At 41.6% G+C, this 19,778-nt stretch carries 5 protein-coding genes; all 5 read left to right on the top strand.

Going from position 1 to position 19,778, the window contains the following annotated elements; genetic code table 11:
- The first annotated feature begins 44 nt into the window (after nt 1-44).
- Genes AC4HCY_RS19710 through AC4HCY_RS19690 form a run of 5 tightly spaced genes read left to right on the top strand, consistent with a single transcriptional unit; the run spans nt 45 to nt 19,773 of the window.
- Nucleotides 45-4,676 (top strand): fibronectin type III domain-containing protein, encoded by a 4,632-nt coding sequence (locus AC4HCY_RS19710; protein ID WP_491094971.1) that lies wholly within the window; start codon nt 45-47, stop codon nt 4,674-4,676.
- A gap of 44 nt (nt 4,677-4,720) precedes the next feature.
- Nucleotides 4,721-7,957, top strand: coding sequence for a fibronectin type III domain-containing protein (locus AC4HCY_RS19705; protein ID WP_491094970.1), 3,237 nt, complete (start codon nt 4,721-4,723; stop codon nt 7,955-7,957).
- 1 nt (nt 7,958) lies between these two features.
- A complete protein-coding gene (locus tag AC4HCY_RS19700) occupies nt 7,959-8,927 on the top strand; it encodes a hypothetical protein (RefSeq protein WP_491094969.1) in 969 nt (322 codons plus the stop codon).
- Nucleotides 8,928-8,932: 5 nt separating this feature from the next.
- Nucleotides 8,933-9,823, top strand: coding sequence for a hypothetical protein (locus AC4HCY_RS19695; protein ID WP_491094968.1), 891 nt, complete (start codon nt 8,933-8,935; stop codon nt 9,821-9,823).
- A gap of 20 nt (nt 9,824-9,843) precedes the next feature.
- Nucleotides 9,844-19,773 (top strand): RHS repeat-associated core domain-containing protein, encoded by a 9,930-nt coding sequence (locus tag AC4HCY_RS19690; RefSeq protein WP_491094967.1) that lies wholly within the window; start codon nt 9,844-9,846, stop codon nt 19,771-19,773.
- The last annotated feature ends 5 nt before the right edge of the window (nt 19,774-19,778 follow it).

Below are 19,778 nucleotides of genomic sequence, written 5' to 3'. Positions count from 1 at the left end.
GAGTATTTTGAAAGTATCAATAAAAAAGTAAGGAGGTTTAGTTAATGTACGGAAATAGAAAAAAGAGGAGAATCTATAGTGCTTTTATGATATTGCTCATATTCCAATTATGTTTTGGTATGCCGGGTATACTCAGTGAAGAAGTATATTCGGACGAGTTGGATAAAGACAAACTTGACATTCCAGGCAATATTCAGACTTCAGCAACAGTTAATACGATTGCTCTAAAATGGAATCCAGTTGCAGAAGCAGAAAGTTACGATATAGAGATAAATGGCAGCGTCACGGAGGGTATAGAAGTCAATGAGCATATATTTGAGGGGTTGGAATCTAATACAGAATATGTGATTAGAATAAGAGCTGCAAATGAAGAACAGTTAAGTGAATGGAGCGATCCGCTTGTTTGTAAGACATTTGAAGCAAAAAATGATGCTCTAGAGACAAACAGTGATCCGGAGAATGATATAACGGTAACAGAATATGTATATGGAGTAACTGAACCTGTAAACCCAATTCCTGGAGAAGAGCAGCTCACTTTTGACGGTAATGGATTGCTGGGGGAGTACTATAACAATATAAGCCTCACTGATCTGGCTTTAAGAAGAATAGATCATGAAATCAACTTTGATTGGGGCTTTGAATCTCCTGATGCGGCAATTAAGGGCAATACCTTTTCTGTAAGGTGGACAGGAAAGGTGCAGCCTAGGTATTCGGGCAAGTATAATTTTTACACTCTTGCAAATAATGGGGTTCGATTATGGGTAAACAACAAGCTTATCATAAATAATCCGCTATCTTTGCCTAATAAGGAAAGCAAAGGGACTATCAAACTTTTAGCAGGCGAGAAGTACGATATTAAGATGGAATACTATGAATTCTTAGGAAAAGCTAAAGCTGTGCTTTCTTGGTCATCCAAAGACCAGAAAAAGGAGGTAATACCTCAATCTCAGCTTTATAGCCCCTTGATGGCTCCTGATGATATAAAAGCGGTTCCTTCGATTACTTCGATTTCACTGAAATGGAATGAAGCGCCCGGCGCACAAAGCTATGATATTAGATTTAATAACGAAATGATAGATTCTATCGACAGCACAGAGTACATGCTGGAAAACTTAGCGGCGGGAACCGAATATAATATATCCATAAGATCTGTATATAGCTTTGGTACAAGCGATTGGAGCAAGGACATCAAGATATCGACCCTGGAAGATCAGGAGGCAGTTCAGGGAAACGGCAATGGGCTTACAGGAGAATATTACGACAATATAATTTTTAAGAAGCTGATATTTAAAAGAGTAGACAGACAAATCAATTTTGACTGGGGTAATGGCTCACCTGATCCCAGTATGAAGAAAAATACATTCTCAGTGAGATGGAAAGGGAAAATACTGCCCCAATATACAGCAAAATATACGATATATTTATATTCCGATGACGGAGCAAAGCTATGGATAAATGGCAAAGAGCTCATTGATTATTGGAAACCACACTCTTCAAAAGAAGGCTCTGCAACCATAGAGCTGATCGCCAGTGAGAAATATGATATAGAAATAGAGTATTTCAATATCAACAAAGAGGCAAAGATCATTCTATATTGGTCAAACCCATATGAGGGTAAAACCATAATACCTATGGAGCAGTTTTATACCAAGCCGGATATTCCTGCTAACGTAAATATAACCGCAGAAGGCTCGGATATAATCTTGTCATGGGATAATACACCTGGGGCAGAGACCTATGAGTTAGAAGCAGATGGCGCGGTGATAGATAACATAGCAGATAGCCAATATGTGCATAAAGTCCTGCCAAATACTGAGCATAAGTATAGGGTACGTGCGGTCAATGAAGTATCATCAGGTGACTGGACAGAAATATTTGCAAAGGTTTCAGCTCCTGCAACGCCTGAAAACCTGTCAGCAGTGGCAGACACTACCAATATACAGATCAGTTGGGATGCTGTTGAAGCAGCGACAGGTTATGATATTGAAGTTGATGGAAATATTATTGACAACAGCAGTAGTACAAGCTATGTGCATGACGGTTTGAATACAAACACAAAATGCACATATAGAGTAAGGGCGAAGAATGAAAACGGTGCAGGTGCGTGGACTGAGATGCTGGTCAAGACTACCCTTCCGGACACTCCGAAGAATCTGGTTCTAGACCCCGCAAGTTATGCCATAACACTAAGCTGGGAGGACATACCTGGTGCTATAGGCTATGACATTGAAGCAGACGGGATCGTAATAGACAGTGCATTTGGTACAGCTTATATTCATAAAGGCCTTCAACCCATGACTGAACATAGCTACAGAATAAGGGCCAAAAGCGATGCGGGTATTGGATACTGGAGCTTACCTATGTCGGAAATCACAAAAGTGGGATTGCCTGAAAACATAGATACCATATCTACAAGCAGAACTATCACATTTCGATGGGACCCGGTAACCGGCGCAGAAAGATATGAGATAGAGCTTGATGGGGTTATATGCAATAACGACAGTGAAACTGTATATGAGTATGTTGATCTTATTCCAAACTCAGCTCACGAATATAGGGTCAGGGCGATAAATGATATAGGCAATGGGGATTGGAGTGAACTCAGGACAAAGTATACTGCCCCTGATATCCCGGGAAATATTATAGCAGTATCGACAAGTACAAGTATCGAATTAACATGGGATGCAGTTGAGGCAGCAGCAGAATACGATGTTGAGGTACAGGGTACGCCTATTGATAACGGTAATAATACCACTTATAGTCAAAATGGCTTAAATCCGAATACACAGAGGACATATAGGATTAGAGCAAAGAATGAAAACGGCATAGGTGATTGGAGTTCCATAATAGCGAAATCTACTTTGAATGGTATACCTGTAAATCTTAGCACGGTTTCGACAGAGACCTCGATCAAGCTTTTATGGGATGCTGTCGCCGGTGCTGCGGGTTATGATGTTGAGGCAGACGGCGTAGTTTTTGAAAGTATTTTGTTAAATGAATATAGCTTATCTGATCTGGCTCCAAATACTTCACACAACTTAAGAGTAAGAGCCAAAAATGAGGCTGGTTCGGGAGATTGGAGCGCTTTGATCACTGCTTATACATTACCAAATGCGCCAACTATTACTGCGGCAGAAGCCTCCGATACTTCAATCAAAATAGCTTGGATAAAGATTGATGAAGTGATGAGCTATGATATAGAAGCAGACGGACTGATCATTGATATCGGTGAAGCCAATGAGTTTATTCATCAAAATTTGCTGCCCAATACAGAACACATATACAGGGTCAGAGCCAAGAACGGAAGCAGTATAAGCAGTTGGAGCGAGGCTGTGAAAAAGCTGACATTGCCTGATGTGCCCCAAAATCTATCAGCTACCGCAACCAGCAGCTCTGTAGGTTTGGCCTGGGATAAAGTGGAGGGGGCTATAAAATATGAGGTTGAAGCGGATGGAATAGTAATAGCTGCTGTTGCTGAAAATAAATATCTTCATGAAAATCTGACTCCCAATAAAGAGCATATATACAAGGTAAGGGCCAGAAGTGAAGCCGGTGCAGGAAAATGGTCGGAAGAAGCAAGAGCGTTCACTTTGCTTGGCGTACCTTCTAACATAAAATATACAGCAACCAGCACTGCTATAACTCTTACATGGGATGAAGCAGACGGTGTTGATGCCTACGAAATCGAAGCGGACGGCGCTATATTTGAGAAGGGCCTTGAAATAAAATATGAGCATACCTCTCTTATGCCAAATACAATTCATTTATATAGAATAAGGGCTAAAAAGGCCGGTGCAACAGGAGCCTGGAGCGAGTATGCAACTGCCAAGACTCTGCTTGCGTCAGTAGCGGAAATAAAGGCAGTGTCTACAAATACTGCAATAGCTTTTACCTGGACACCTGTCGGAGACGCCGAAAGCTACGATGTTGAGGCGGATGGCAATATAGTGAGCGGGATAATTGAACCTGCATACAAGCTGGAGGGGCTTGTCCCTAATACTCCGCACACTTTCAAAGTCATGGCGAAGAGTGCGGCGAACACCAGTGATTGGAGTGCAGTAATAATAAAATATACTGCACCGGATGTGCCTGCCAATATAAAAACAGAGTCTACAACTTCGACTATCAAAACGGTTTGGGAGGCCGTATACGGCGCAGTAGGTTATGACATCGAAATTGACGGAGCAGCTATTGATAATGGTGTTAATTTATCCTATTTGCATGGGGAGCTGGCTCCAAATACTAAGCATATATACAGAGTAAGGGCAAAAAATGAACATGAAGTCGGCCCTTGGAGTCAAGAAATCGCAGGTACAACCGAGCCGGAATTGACCTTCAATTGTTCGGAAGACAGCCTGTTTAACTTTGTAATTGCAGCACCTAAGATGGAGGAGATTGCTGAAAGAAGCATCACTGTAACTTATAATGCGGAAGAGCTGGAAGCAGTTGACTTATGTGCGGCTACAGCAAAGCAAGATATTGAAATCGGAGAGATACAAGGTACCAATCTGGAAGTAAGGGAGTTTACTCCAGGTACCATAGTGTTCAGCCTGAAGGATCCAAGCAAAGCAATCATGAATGCAGTCAAGTTCAAAGCCAAGATAAACGGACAGTCAAAGATAATCTATGTGATTGAACAATGTATTTCCGACCAAAGCTATTATTTACAGATGTGATGTAGTAAAGGCCTTTTAAAAAATAATCAGCTAGGAGGGAAAAAATGAAGAATAGGAAATTGTTCAAAGTATTATCTATGTTTATAATAATAATTATGGTAATTTCAGTAAATATTGAAATTACTGACATGAGGAATATACAAAAAACTTTATCTAATGAACACTTTATACAGATACAAATGGGGCAGATTTGGGCAGCAGCACCAGTATATTATTATTATGATAAATATGAGGTTACTGGTTCTTATTACTGGTATGCATCAGAACCATATATATATAGTGATAGAGGTGGTAGAAATAGATATGGACATTCACAGTGGGAGATTGATTCAGAAACTGGATATTTTTCTACTTATAACTATAGTTCGGCTTGTTCAAATTATGAAGCTAGAGGAAAGATATTAATATATGGTGGAACCAATGAGGATGGTCCAACTTGGGCAAGAAAAGCCATATTATATAACACTAGAGCAAAAGGAGCTATAGTCCAATCTAATATTATAGGCGAGGAATTCACTTATCCAAGTAATGGAGTTTTCACAGATGGATATTGGTATGTTAGAAAAGGTCTTGTAAATACTAATCCGACCCTAACCGTAACCCAACCTACATCTAATAGCATATTCGGTACGAAAGACATTGCGATAATTCCCCAGATATCAGTATCAGATCCGGACAATAATGCCCTGACCTGCAAATACTATGTAGATGAAGTGCTGAAGGAGACAAAGACTGTTGCAGGTAATACACAGACCGCTCAGACAGTGAGTTTTACTGCACTAAATATGAACACATTATTGGAAGGAACTCATAAAATGAGGTTTGAAGTATCCGACGGATTACTGACTGCTCAAGCTACAGTAGATTTCAGAATAGATAAGACTCCGCCGGTAATATCCACTCTTAATGCGACAACAACAGACAACAGCATCACAATAACAGGAGGTGCCTCAGATGCTGTAGCAGGCATGGATTCACTGCCCTATAACTATATGGTAACAGATGGCACAAGCACTTACCAGAGCGGTTGGAAGGCAGGTAACACACATACTCAGACCTCTTTGCAGCCTAACAGGAACTATACAGTAAAGCTGGAAGCAAGGGACAAAGTAGGAAATACATCACAAAAAACCATAACAGTTTACACAAAGGCCCAGAGGCCCACAGTAACAGCAAGCAATGCTGTCACAACAGCAATAGATATAATAGTAAGCGACAATAATCCATCAAACACCCAATACCAGATAATGGCGGGAACTAAGTATATAAGCTCTGCTGGAATACTAGCAGATGCTCCTCAATGGATAACACTGTCAAATAAAAGGATAAGAGCAACGGGGCTGACACCCAATACGACCTATGGCATAACAGCAAAAGCAAGGAACGGAGCAATCGAAGAGACACAGATGAGTGCAGGAATAAATGCAACAACACTGCCAAGGGCGCCGGAGAATGTAACGACATATCCGGATAAACATTCTATAACGCTGGCATGGTCGGCAATGCCCAATATACTAAGCTATGAAGTATCAAAAGATGGGAGCATAGTATCGGGGCTGACAACCACAACCTATATACATCAAGGCCTTATGCCAAACACCCAGCATACTTACAAAGTGAGAGCGGTTAACAAAGGCGGAGCCGGGGACTGGAGCAGCACAATTACAGCATACACCCTGCCTGACCCGCCAGGGGTACCGGTAAATTTGAGAGCGGAAGCAGCCCAGAACGAAATAAGGCTTAACTGGGACGCAGTAGAGGGGGCAACGAGCTACGACCTAGAAGCAGATAACAAAATAATAGAAAGTATCACAGCAACAAGCTATACCCATGGCGGATTGCTGCCAAACACTCAGCATACCTATAGGGTGAGAGCTAAGAACCGAGGAGGAGCAGGAGCTTGGAGCGACCTTCTGACAAAGGATACACTGCCGGAGCCCCCGGGGATGCCTGTAGGGCTGCAGATAAAAGAAACAACCAAAAGCACAATCACACTGATATGGAATAGTACGGATAGAGCAGAGAGCTATGATATAGAAGCTGACGGAGCGATAATAGGCAGCACTACGGAAACGACCTATATACACCAAGGGTTGGCAGCAGACACCCAGCATATCTACAAAATAAGGGCGAGAAACAGAGGCGGAGAAAGCGGATGGACAGCAGAGGTCATAGCAAAGACACTGCCTGAAAAGCCTAGTATGCCCAATAATCTCACAGCAACAGCGGGGACCAGGGAAATAATAATAATCTGGGACAATGCAGAAAGAGCCGCAGAATACGATGTAGAGGCAGATGGAGCCTTAATAGCTACAATAACAGGCACAAGCTATACCCATGAAGGACTGGCATCCGACACGAAACATACCTATAGGGTAAAAGCCAGAAATGCAGGAGGAGAAAGCGGCTATAGTGCTATGGTAACAGTATACACTCTGACTGAGTCCGAAGGCATGACCCTTGCCAACGTAGCGGCAGTAGTTACAAACACAAGCATAACCCTCATGTGGGATGCAGTGGCGGCAGACACAGAATATGACGTGGAGGTTGATGGGGAAATAAAGAACAACGGAAAGAATACCGTGTATATACACAGCGGACTAGAACCGGTAAGCCATCACACCTATAAAGTTAGACCCAGAATAGGCGGAGAAGCAGGTCCGTGGTGTGCGGTGCTGGCTGTATCCACATTGCCCAATCCTCCTGATGCACCAAATAATATAAGTGCCATAGTCACAAATACTACTATACAACTGATGTGGGATGCAGAAGAAGGAGCCACAGGCTATGACATAGAGATAGACGGCAACATGATTGAAAGCACAACAGACACCATATTTATACACAAAGATCTTATCCCCGGGACACAGCACAGCTATAGGATAAGAGCAAGGAACATAGCAGGAGCTACACCCTGGAGTGAGGCTATAGTTAAAAGCACTATAAAGCCTACCTATATGATAGAAGCAGAAGCGGGACAAGAATACCGCATAGCATTGACAGCCATGGGAATGCAGGAATTCAAGGGAATGAAGATAGTGTTGAAATATAACCCGGAAGAAGTAGAGATAATAGACCTTTGTGAAGAGACGAAGGAGATAGAGCTTGAAAGCGGAAACATACCCGGTACTGACATAGCCATAATACATGCAGACGGAAGGATAGAACTGGAAGTAGATAAGATGATAGCTGCAGGAAAAGCCTGGACAGGAGTAATGAATACTATACTCATCAAATCCAGGATAAGCGGACATGTAAATATTGATTACCTGGTGGAATAGATTGGAAGAGGTGAGAAGAATGTTGACGACCGGTAAGAAGTGGCCGAGATACTTTGCAATAGTGATTGCATTGGTAATAATAATGGAAACTATAGTATTCACATTGACCAGCTATGCCAGAAATGATGCAAATCCGACCTATGAGATAAACAATGACGACAAAATGACAGCTTCGGAAATCTCAAATATGACCGGAGTAACGGCGGATGAAATAATAAAGCACAGGAAGGAAGGCAAGACCTGGAACCAAATACTTGAGCTTATTAAGAACAACCCCGGCTACAGGGACGACGGCTCAAGGAGAGAGGAAGCCTTAGCCCAAAGCGATATGGATGAAGCTGCGCTGAAGAAGCTTAAGGAAGATGGCTTCACAGAAGAAGAAATAGTTGAAGCAAAATCCCTGATAGAGAGAGCGATATTCCAACTTGGGGAGATAATAAATATGAAGGCAATGACACCTTTTGCCCCTGATACCGGGATAAATACTCCTGATAATAAAGAAGAAGATACAACTATATATTATGAATTGACTAATGAAATCAATCTTAGTGAGGCTGTATATGTTATTCTTAATCTTCGCGACTACATGGGAACCATACAGGCGGCCTTTGACGAATACCTATACTCCCTGCAGTTTGGAATAGACCTTCGCCAGTACTTGGCAAGGATGGAGGAATATAAAAAGGAAAAGCAGCAGAAGCTTGCCGAAAAAGGCTTGCAGCATATCATTACCTCAGCAGATATCGAAGAGAAAATGCTGGAGGTGCTGCAAAGCATGAATAAGAAAACAGAAGGGGCACCTGAAACAAAGACAGGTGCGCCCTCACTGCCGGATACGGCAAAGGAAAGCCTTCTTCCGGAGGTGCAGACACCAAGTGTTCAAAGCATAAAACCTCAAAATCCGGCAGAGGAACTGATTTTAGAAATAGATGGAATTAAAAACAACGGCATAGATCAGAGTAGGAGGTAGAGGATATGTATAAAAGCAAGCATATAAAGGCCATTGTATTTGTACTGCTCATAGCGGGAATGCTCCAGGCCGGAATAATGGTTTACTCTGGTGCCGAAAGCCAGATAAACGGGAGATATTCACAAGAAACCTCTGAAATCAATGCTCAGAGTGCAGCTTTGGAAGTGGAAATACCAAAGAAAGAAATTGACATAAACAAGGTTGTGCTCAAAAAGGAAGTTGAAGATGCGATCACAAACCTTGATGCGGCAAACGCAGCCAGGAATATAACAAACTATAAGACTCTGCTGTTAGAATTGGAGATTCCTCTAAGCTTTCAGACAGAAATAGAAGACATGTATATCAATGGACATAAAGTGCAGGATGTACTTGTGGCCTATGAGTATCTTTACAATGACTATGGGAATATCGCTGAGCTTGAAGTTTTAATAAAGCAGAAAGAATCAGGAAAAGCATGGGAAACCATATTTAAGGAATACAAAAAAAGAACGCCGGAATTTATACCTGGTAATTTCGAAGCCGGAAAGCTGGAGGAGATATTTAAGATCCCCGGCATAACTCCTGATGATGTAATAATAGCAGACAGAATAACACAGCAGTCAGGAATGGAATTTGATGAATTGGTGGCTATGCGAGGTCAAGGTCTAGACTGGAAGACTATAAATGAAGGGCTCGGGATAGTAAATACCTCCGGTGAGCTTCCCCGGGTCGCCATTACAAATGCACAGGTAAAAAACTATATAAAAAGCACAGGCTTAAGCGAAGAGAGGGTTATAGAGGCGCTTGTACTGGCACAAAAACTTGATAAGGATGGAAAGGCTGTTGTCGATAAAGTCAAAGCAGGCAATACCGAAGAAGATATAATCGCTCAAAGCCTTGAAGAGAAATATCGATAGGAAGACAGGAGGTGAATGGATTGAATAGAATAAAGAAAGCTATCATGATACTTACAATGATGTTTGTTCTCATGCCTTTGGAAACTGTCCATGGAGATACCATGGAAGAGTATTTAAATAACGTAGTAGGACCTAGAAAGCAATATAATACGGAGTTTTCACCGGTTTATCTGAGAAGCAATGCATCTGAAGAGAACATCAGCTCAGCCAGTGGAGATTTGACACTGGCCCAAACCGACTTTTACCTTCCCGGGAAAAACGGGTTGGATCTTGAAATAAAGAGAATATATCGAAGCGGCATATCTAACGTACAGGAAATGAAGGTCAAATATGTCAATGGAACATGGGTTGACTATATACATTCAGACGAGACCACATCTTCCTTCTTTGAAGACAGGTACAATATAGGCCTTGGTATGAGATTCTCCTTTCCGATGATGGAAGTCAGGAAAAATGAGGACGGAAGCAGCTATAAATTTTTGCACACCGAAAGCGGAGATACCTACAGGCTGACTGAAGTAAATGTTTTTAAAGACCTCAGTCCTATTATTGACTCAAATGCAACCGTTGACAGCAGCACCAAAATACTCAAGCAGATAGTCAGCGGAGAATTTAAGGGCAAGGAAGTATATTATGTAGAAGGGCAGACCGTAATAGATGCAATAGTGGTTCAAAGCACTGAGTTCAATAACGGACAGACCGGTGGAACATCAAAGTACAAGATGATTGACAAAGCCGGAAAAAAGACATACTTTGCTGAAGACGGCAGAGTGTTGGGCATTGTGGATAGATACGGAAATACTATTAAATTTGAATATTTATCACAGAAGTATACCATAAACAGGACAAGCAGGGAAAAGAAGCTGATTTCCAAAATAACCGATACTGTGGGCAGAGTCGTTACCTTTAACTATAACGAAGATTATAGCTTCAAGGTAAAGCCTATTAAGGCCACAGCATATAACCAGGAAGAAAGCTGGAAGGAATCCCAGAATCCCAATACTGTCTATTCGGGAGATTTGGAAGGCAAGTTTCAGGTTGTGGTAAATTTACCTGACGGAAAAAAGATAAAGTACGATAAGAGCGCTGTGCTTATATCCAATAGAACTCAGCAAGTAATAAGGACAAGGCTGCAAAGAGTCTATGACGTAGATGGGCTGGTCAAATATCACTACTGGTATGAACAGCCTGAGCTCGGCTTTACTTACAATAATGGTAAAACCTATTCGGTTTTTAACCGATATGAGAACATTACACAAATAAACTATTTCAAAGAGAACAAGCTGATAAAGTATGTTTACAGCACCTTTGCAAAAAGGTTGTCCGATAAGGGAAGCATGCAATATCGAAAGATTTTTGAAAAGCAGGAGATAGCAAAGACCGGCTACGACGCAGCAAAGCCCAATTTCATAGATAGATATACCGGAAAAACAATGAATAAAATAAACTATGCCTATACCAATGCTCCCGACGGCTTCGGTTTTGAAGGCTATAAAGACCAAGATGACGGCTATTTGAAGGACACATATCGATTCTACAGTGAGAAGGCAGAATCGGGAGGAGCAAAGATAAAGTATACCTATAATGGCTTATATGAGCTTGTAAATCAGGAGGAATACGGAAACGACCATAAGGAAGTAATTACTACCGAATATGATGAGATGAAGCTTCCCAAAAAGACGGAGCGGCTTGTATACAATGTATTAAATGGCCAGGCCATGGGAGAGCCTGTTAAGAAAATAGAGAACTTCAGATATGATGCTTTCGGGAACCTGACCAACTATATGGGACCGCTGGCTCCGAGAGATTCTAACGGCTACCCTCCTGCTGATAGTGAACATATGGTTGTTTATTCCTACGACATCAACAGATTCCATGTGCCGGCTTCAAAAACATGGAATAAAAACAGCGATACAAAATGCCAGATAACTTATACAATCGACGATAGGGGTAATACAATACAGGAGAGCAAGCTCCATGCAGAAGACGGCAGCTTGAAGCCTTCAGTCACCGATTATCAATATGATGGCTTCGGCAATATGATAAGAAAAACCGTCAACTCCCCTGATAATATTTATACAACCTACTATGAATATGGAATTGACAAAGACGGAACAGACCACAAGGGAGCATATCTGACCAGAGAATACAGCACACTCAATGGTGCGGAAATATCTAAGCATTATGTATATGATTTTCTTACAGGAGACGTGAAAGCGGAAATAGATCAAAACGGCAATAGGACAAGCCACGGACATGACATTTTCCACAGACCCGTAAAAACTGAAAATCCTGACGGAGGCACAATTCTGTACAAATATATAGACTCATGGAATCAGGATAGAAAGAGAGAAATCACCGATCCTAACGGAACAGTGTCTTCCTATAGCTATGATACAACGGGGAATCTATTGGAGTACAGCGTTTTTGATAAAGAACAGTGGCATGTAGTAAACAAATATGAATATGATCCGGATGGAAACAAGATAAAAGAAACAGATGCCAATGGCAATAGCATACGATATGAATATAACAGTGCTGATCTGCTCACAAAGAAGTCATACTGGGAGAAGGATAAGACAGAAAAGGAAAGTATTTTGTTAAAGTATGAAACAGGTACCGACCCCCATACCTTCAGATTGGTTACGGTCACAGATGAAGAAGGCTATAAGAGCAAAATGCATTATGATGTTATGAACAGGCTTATAGCCGCAGAGGCCACTCCTGACAATAAAACCTTCTATACAAACAGAAGCTCCTATGATTTTGAAGGCAACGAAGTATCATGGACAGATTCAAGAAATAATACAACAGAATTCATTTACGACGATTTGAACAGATTGGTTAAGCAGATAGATGCCCTAAAAAATGAAACTGTGTACAAATATAATAATATGGGCAATCTTCTTAGGAAAGAGGAGCCGGATAATAAAATAACGGAATATATATATGACCTTCTAGGCAGGCTGGTTACAGAAAAGGTTTATAAGAAAAATGATCCAAACTATGCATATAAGAGCTATACCTATGACAATTCGGGAAATGTAATAAGCATAAAGGCAGGTACGGTTTCTAATGGCGTTGACAGTCTGGCATCCGAGACGACATATGCCTATGATTCAATGAATCGATTGGCAGATGAATACAAGAAGCTTGATAATGGTAGAGAGAGCCATACCAATTTTAAGTATGATAAGAATGGAAATATGCTGCAGCAGACCGAGTATACAGACTCATCGGAAACAAGCTTCATACGGGCAAGCTATGTCTATGACTATGCAGGCAGGGCTGTCGCAGAAGAAGGCTTTATGCAGGAGCAAGGCGATACAAGGAGAGGAAATTATGCGACCGGATATTCCTATGATATGGCAGGAAACCTGCTTGAGAAAAGAATCCTCAATGATGGCAAATACTATGTGACGAACTACTCCTATGACTATAGAGATAGGATGACTAAAAAGCTGGAGCCCTATAAAGAGGACGGAAATCGGAAAACAACGGCTTATATCTATGACAAGAGGGGTTTCATGACAGGTGAAACTCTCAACCTTCAGGGTATAGCATGCACGAAGGCTTATGAATATGATGGTATGGGCAATCTCATAAGACAAGGTGATGAAATGGGCAATACCAGCCGCTTTGTCTATGACGGGGAAAAAAATAGGATAAGGGAAATTGATCCAAGGTATTATACGGCTGCAGCAGAAAAGGCTGATCCAAATATCATCAATACTGCCCCATGCATTGAAACCGAATATGATGCATTGAACAGGCCTGTGAGAACCATTGCGAAAAATGGAGGTACAAGCTTTGTAATATCCTACCGTGAGTATGACAGAAGAGGAAATATCATAAAGGAGGTTAATGGAGAAGGCTATAACAGCAGTGATCCTTCTGCCTCAATAGGCGACAAATATGAATATGATGCTCTGGATCGCGTGAGCCTATATATATCTGCCGAAACAGCAAGGTATAATGAAGAAAACGGAGAAAATAAGCACACTAAAAAGTATACCTGCGATGGTGCGGGAAACATGCTGACGGAAGAGGATGCATACGGAAACATAACAAGATATTCATATTATCTTAACGGCCTTCTGAAAGAAAAAATATATGCTGACGGTATCAAGGAAGCATACGGCTATGACCTTACAGGAAAGGCCGAGATGACATTCACCGATAGAGCCGGAAATGTATCAAAGAAATATATGAACGTTTTCGGAAGCCCATATAAATTGGAATACCCTGACGGGACTTCAGAAACCTTCGAATACAACAACCTGGGCAAGGTTATAAAAAGTGTGGACAAAATGGGCAACAGCAGGCAATTTGAGTATGATCCTGCCCAAAACCTAGTAACTTCCAAGGAATATCTAAGCTCGGACAACCGATATTCCTCATATAGAGCAATACGCAATACCTACGATGAGGCGGGCAATATACTGTCCAGAGAAACCTTTGTAAGCAAGGAGCCTATAAAAGAAGGCCTTGCTCCAATAAATGAAACCTCAGGGGACAAGACTACCTATGCCTATGATAAGGCATCGAGGCTGATAAAGACTACGGGGCCAAATGGAAGGGGAACAGTAAATAAGTACGATGCCAGAGGCAATTTATTGCTTATGGAGACAAAGACAGCAGAAGGGAAATATGATGTAAAGAGATTCATTTACGATGAATTATCCAGGCTTGCTCAGGAAATAACCCTTGTTGAAAGCGCCTCTATAGACTCGTCATATCTGGCAAAGGCGAAGTTTGATCCTGATTATAGCGGCAAGGTATGGTCGGCAGTAAGATATGACTACTATAACAATGGCTTGCTAAAATCTCAAACCGATCCCATGGGCAATGCAACCCGATTTGTCTATGATTTTGATAAGAAATTGAAGCAAAAAGTTGACGCCCTTGAAAATAAGACAACCTATGTCTACGATCTCCGCGGCAATCTTATAGAAGAAAAGGACGGACTAAATATATCCAACAAATATGAGTACGATCCGCTTAACAAGCTGATAAGGAAGCATACACCGGCTGCAGGAGGAACAGCCACAACCCGATATATCTACGACGTATCCGGCAATCTTGTAAAGCAGGTAAACCCCAACGAATATAGCGCAGCAAAAGACACTGAGGAACTTGCCGATGCCATGAAAGGCATGTCCTATGCCTACGATAACATGAACAGGCTGACTGCAGTATACGATCCGGACGGGGCCGGCATCAGATATATGAAATATGACAGCAGCGGAAGAATGATCAAGGAAGTAGATGGTCTCAGGTATAAGGGAGATATTGATGCATCCTTGGGCGCCGTATATGAGTACGACGGCTTTGGACGCCTCGTAAAAAAGACGGATGGGTTAGGCAATGCCATAACAATTGAATACGACATATTGGATAATATAATAAAAAGCACCGATGCCAGAAACAATGCAGCAGTATTTGAATATAATCCGGACAGGACACTGGCTAAGGCAGCCTTTGCCAACGGAAGCATCATCCTTTATGAGTATGATAAGCAAGGCCGTATGACGAAGCAGACAGATCAAAAAGGCAGCGTTACTTTATTTGAATATAATGCTTTAGGCAGGCAAACCAAGATCTCGGATGCCTATAGTAATACACAGGAGTTCAAATACGACCTCTCAGGCAATCTTGTAACCTACAAAGACCGAGGCGGAAGCATAACAAAGCTCAAATATGACGGAAACAACCGCTTATCTGAGAAGAGGACTCCAATAGAAGAAATAGGCAGCGGCAACTATCATTACTATATCGAAAAGTACATCTATGATGAGACTGGAAATATTATAAGCTATATAGCTACGGGTACGAAGGAGCCCCTGTCAAAAAGAATAACCAATTATGAATACCATCCCAACGGATTGCTCAAAGAAACAATCCAGAGCAATGGCAGCAATGTGAAATACCATTATGACAAGAATGGCAATCTGATTGAGACAGAAAGCCTGAGAGAAAACGATGTCTACGATATTGCAAAATATGAATACGATAACCAGAACAGGATGACAAGATCCATACAGCTGATAGATGAAGAAAGCCTTGAAGCCGGAGAAATAGCCAATATATCTGACTTGAGGGATGAAGAAAATTCTGACAGGATAAGCATTATCACAAGCTATGAATATGACCTCCTGGGAAACAGGATAAAGACTATTAATCCAAAAGCTTACGGTTATCCGGATTCTGATTTGGGAAGCAGAGAAGACTATACGATCACATACAGCTATGACATTCTTAACAGGCTTGAGAAAATTAACAGAAAGCACAATGGCAGCGATGTATATGTGCAATACTTCTATGATGAGACCGGAAACAAGGTCAAGGAGATAAATGAAAAAGGCGCCGAAACCACCTTTGGTTATGACGGCATGAACAGGCTCATAACTATGACAGATGCCATGAACAATACCTATGAGTACGGATATGACCTTGCAGGGAACAGGATCAGCGAGACAAACCCCAATGGACACACCATGAGCTATAGCTATGACAAGCTGAACAGAATAGAGGAAGTAATAGACCCCTACGGCAAGGTTATCAATAGGAAGAACTATGACGCGAAAGGAAATGTGATAAAGGAAACAGACGGCAAGGGATACGCCACCCTCTATGAATATGACCTGGCAGGAAGACTGATAAAAATGACAGACCCGGAAGGCGGCACGGCAAAATATGAATATAGCCAGTACGGGGAGCTTGCAAAGCACACTGACGGAGTCGGCAATCCCGCCCAATATGAATATGATAACGCAGGAAGACTGATAAAAGTAACAGACCCAATGAACATTTCTACAAAATATACCTACGATAAAGCCGGAAACAAGCTTACCATGACAGATGGAAGAGGGAAAATAACAAGATACGAATATGGAAGCTTCGGACTTCTCACCGCCTATATAGATGCAGAGAATCAGGCTATCTCATATAAATATGATCTCTCGCTCATGACCGCAAGCATGAAGGACAGAAACGGCAATAAGACCATATATGCTTATGACAACAGGGGGCTTCTGACGGAAAGAAGAGCGGCAGATACAGGGGAGACCATAACCTATACCTATGATGAAGCGGGCAACAGACAAACAATGACGGACAGCACAGGGACAAGCACCTACAGCTACAATGAGAACAACTGGCTCGAAACCATAGAAAAGGACGGAGAGCTCCGGATAAGCTATGCCTATGACCCAATAGGGAACATAGCAAGTGTTACTGACAAGCTGGGAAATACAACACAATACACCTATGACAAGTCCAGCAGGATGGAAACAGTAAGCTTTGACGGCAGGACCATAACCTATGAATATGACGAAAACGGCAACAGGAAAAACATCAACTATGACGGCTCCATAGAAGAAACCTATACCTATGACAAAAACAATAAGCTATTGGAACTGACAAACAAAAAAGCCTCCGGCGGAACACTATCCAGTTATAGCTACACCTATGACAAAGCAGGCAGGCAAACAAGCAAGACGGACAGCTACGGCACCACAAGCTACACCTATGACAAGGCCGGAAGGATACAAAAAGTAGAAGCCCCGGGCAAGACAACCATATATGCCTATGACAACGCAGGAAACAGGATATCCCAAGACGAAACCTATACCTCGGAACAAACAATACCAGCTATTGACGGTACGGGAATAAGTGAAATAAAATATATAATAAAGAGAAGCGAATACATATACGGAAACAACAACAAACTGCTGAAGCTCTCGGAAAAGATGAAAGACGCCTCAGGGACAGAACTATTGGAGAAAATCACCACCTTCAGATATGACAATAACGGAAACGAAATAAGAAGAAGCATAGAATACCTATCCCTGTATAACAAAGCCAATCCTAAGGCATATGAAGCAGCAATATACAATGAAAACACCACAGAACCCATCCATGGGGCAGTAGAACAAACAATAAACAAATACGACGGCTTCAACAGACTGGTAAGAACGGAAACAATAAAGACAACCATACAAACCATAGCAGAATACGCATACAACGGAGACGACCTTAGAACAGAAAAAACAACAAGAAGATCGGACAAGGCCAATGAAGCCGAAACAACCGCCTACCTCTACGACAGGCAGCATGTGATACTGGAAACAAGACCCAATGACACCATAAGATATGCAAGAGGGATAAACTATATAGGAAGAACTGACAAAAGCGGAACCCTCTCCTACTACCTGTACAACGGACACGGAGACGTAACACAAACGGTATCGGAAGCCGGGGAAATACAAAACCAATATGACTACGACATATTCGGCAACCCGACCCTGACAATAGAAACCTACAGTAATGCCATAAGATATGCAGGAGAATTCTATGACGCAGAAACAGGCAACTACTACTTGAGGGCAAGATATTATGACCCATATATAGGTCGTTTCATAAATGAAGACAGCTATTGGGGAAGAGCGGATGACCCACTTGGACTAAACCTCTATACCTACTGCGGAAATGACCCTATAAACTTCATAGACCCTACAGGACACGACAGAATAAACGACATAATAAAGGAAATAGACAAACAAAAGGACAGATGGTGGAAAGAAGCGAACTCAGGCAGAGGAGGCGCAGGACAAAAGGACTGGAATGAGACCCAAAGAGATGCCAATAAACGAGCCAACGAACTCCGTGAAGAACTGGCAAGACTTGAAAAAGGCAATAAAGAAGCTGAAAAATTAAAAGAAAAAAAGGGAGACGACGCAGGAACCTGGGAACGCTACAAATATGAAAAAGAACTCAAAAACTACACAGAAACTAAAAAGCCAAGCTCAAAGGAAAAAGCCATTGTAGAAAAAAGGCTGGAAGAACTGATAGCAGCAGAATCATATGGAGTAAACGCCCAGGGAGTAAGAAGAAAAGACCTTCAGATTGACTTTGGTGTATCATCCATTAATGAACTTGTAACCGTATCAAAAGACAACATAAGATTTGCAGACAGCCCAGGGAATAAGAAAATCTGGGAAAAAGTCGGAAAAGACGTAGGAATAGCCCAAATAGAGAACCAAAGACACCCAAACATACACAATCAAGAAGTACTATCCGATGCAAAGCATAATAGGGGAATAAAATTTACAGCAGAACAAATTGCATTTGCATCAATAATAGACATACATGGAGTAAAGGACTACCTGGCACCACAAAAGAACGGAAGTGCTGCACAAAACGAAGCAAAAGAAGACCTGAGAAATGAAGTATATGAAATACTCACCGGCATGAAACCCAAATACCATAAAAACACTATCACGGGAGAATGGGCAGACATAAGCAGACCGAAGAACAGAAGTGCCTTTGGTGAATTCATAACAGGCTCTATAATATCAGATGCAGACATACTATTAAACAGGCATTACACAAGGGATGTTGACCTATTCAGAATGGCAGATGCCATAATGACAACAGCATCGGCAACTATGGCAGTCCAATACTTCATAGCCCAAGCAGCACCGGTAGCAGACTATTACGGAACCAAATATAACGTATGGAAGCAAGGATTAAACCAGGGTAACCAAGGAATCAACGTTAATTTGAATTTATTTAATGGGCAGAGCGGGGATAATTCTGCTAAAGGTATTGATAGAATAACTGGACAGATTACAAAAGATAAACCAGTTGTAATAATAGGTGAATCAATGGGTAGAGTAAATCCTGTGGCAGAACAATTAAGGCAAGAAGGGTTTGATGTAAAAACTTATAACCCACAGAACTTTAGATCCTCACCAGGAAATTTAAATAGGCTTGATTTGGAGGCTAATCGTTCATGGATCAGGTATTGGACACAAGAGAAGGGAGCTACTGTTATTGATATTGGAATAGACCCAAGCAGAGCTACAAGAAGTCCATTTTACGGAGTAGAAAACAGAAGCATTTATCAAAATTGGAAATATCCAAATGTTATAAAGTACAACCCTTGAAAGTA

This window comes from Lutispora sp. QWL-02 (assembly GCF_058315355.1).
Note: the sequence above shows the minus strand (reverse complement) of the source record. Positions and strands in the feature narration are given on the sequence as shown.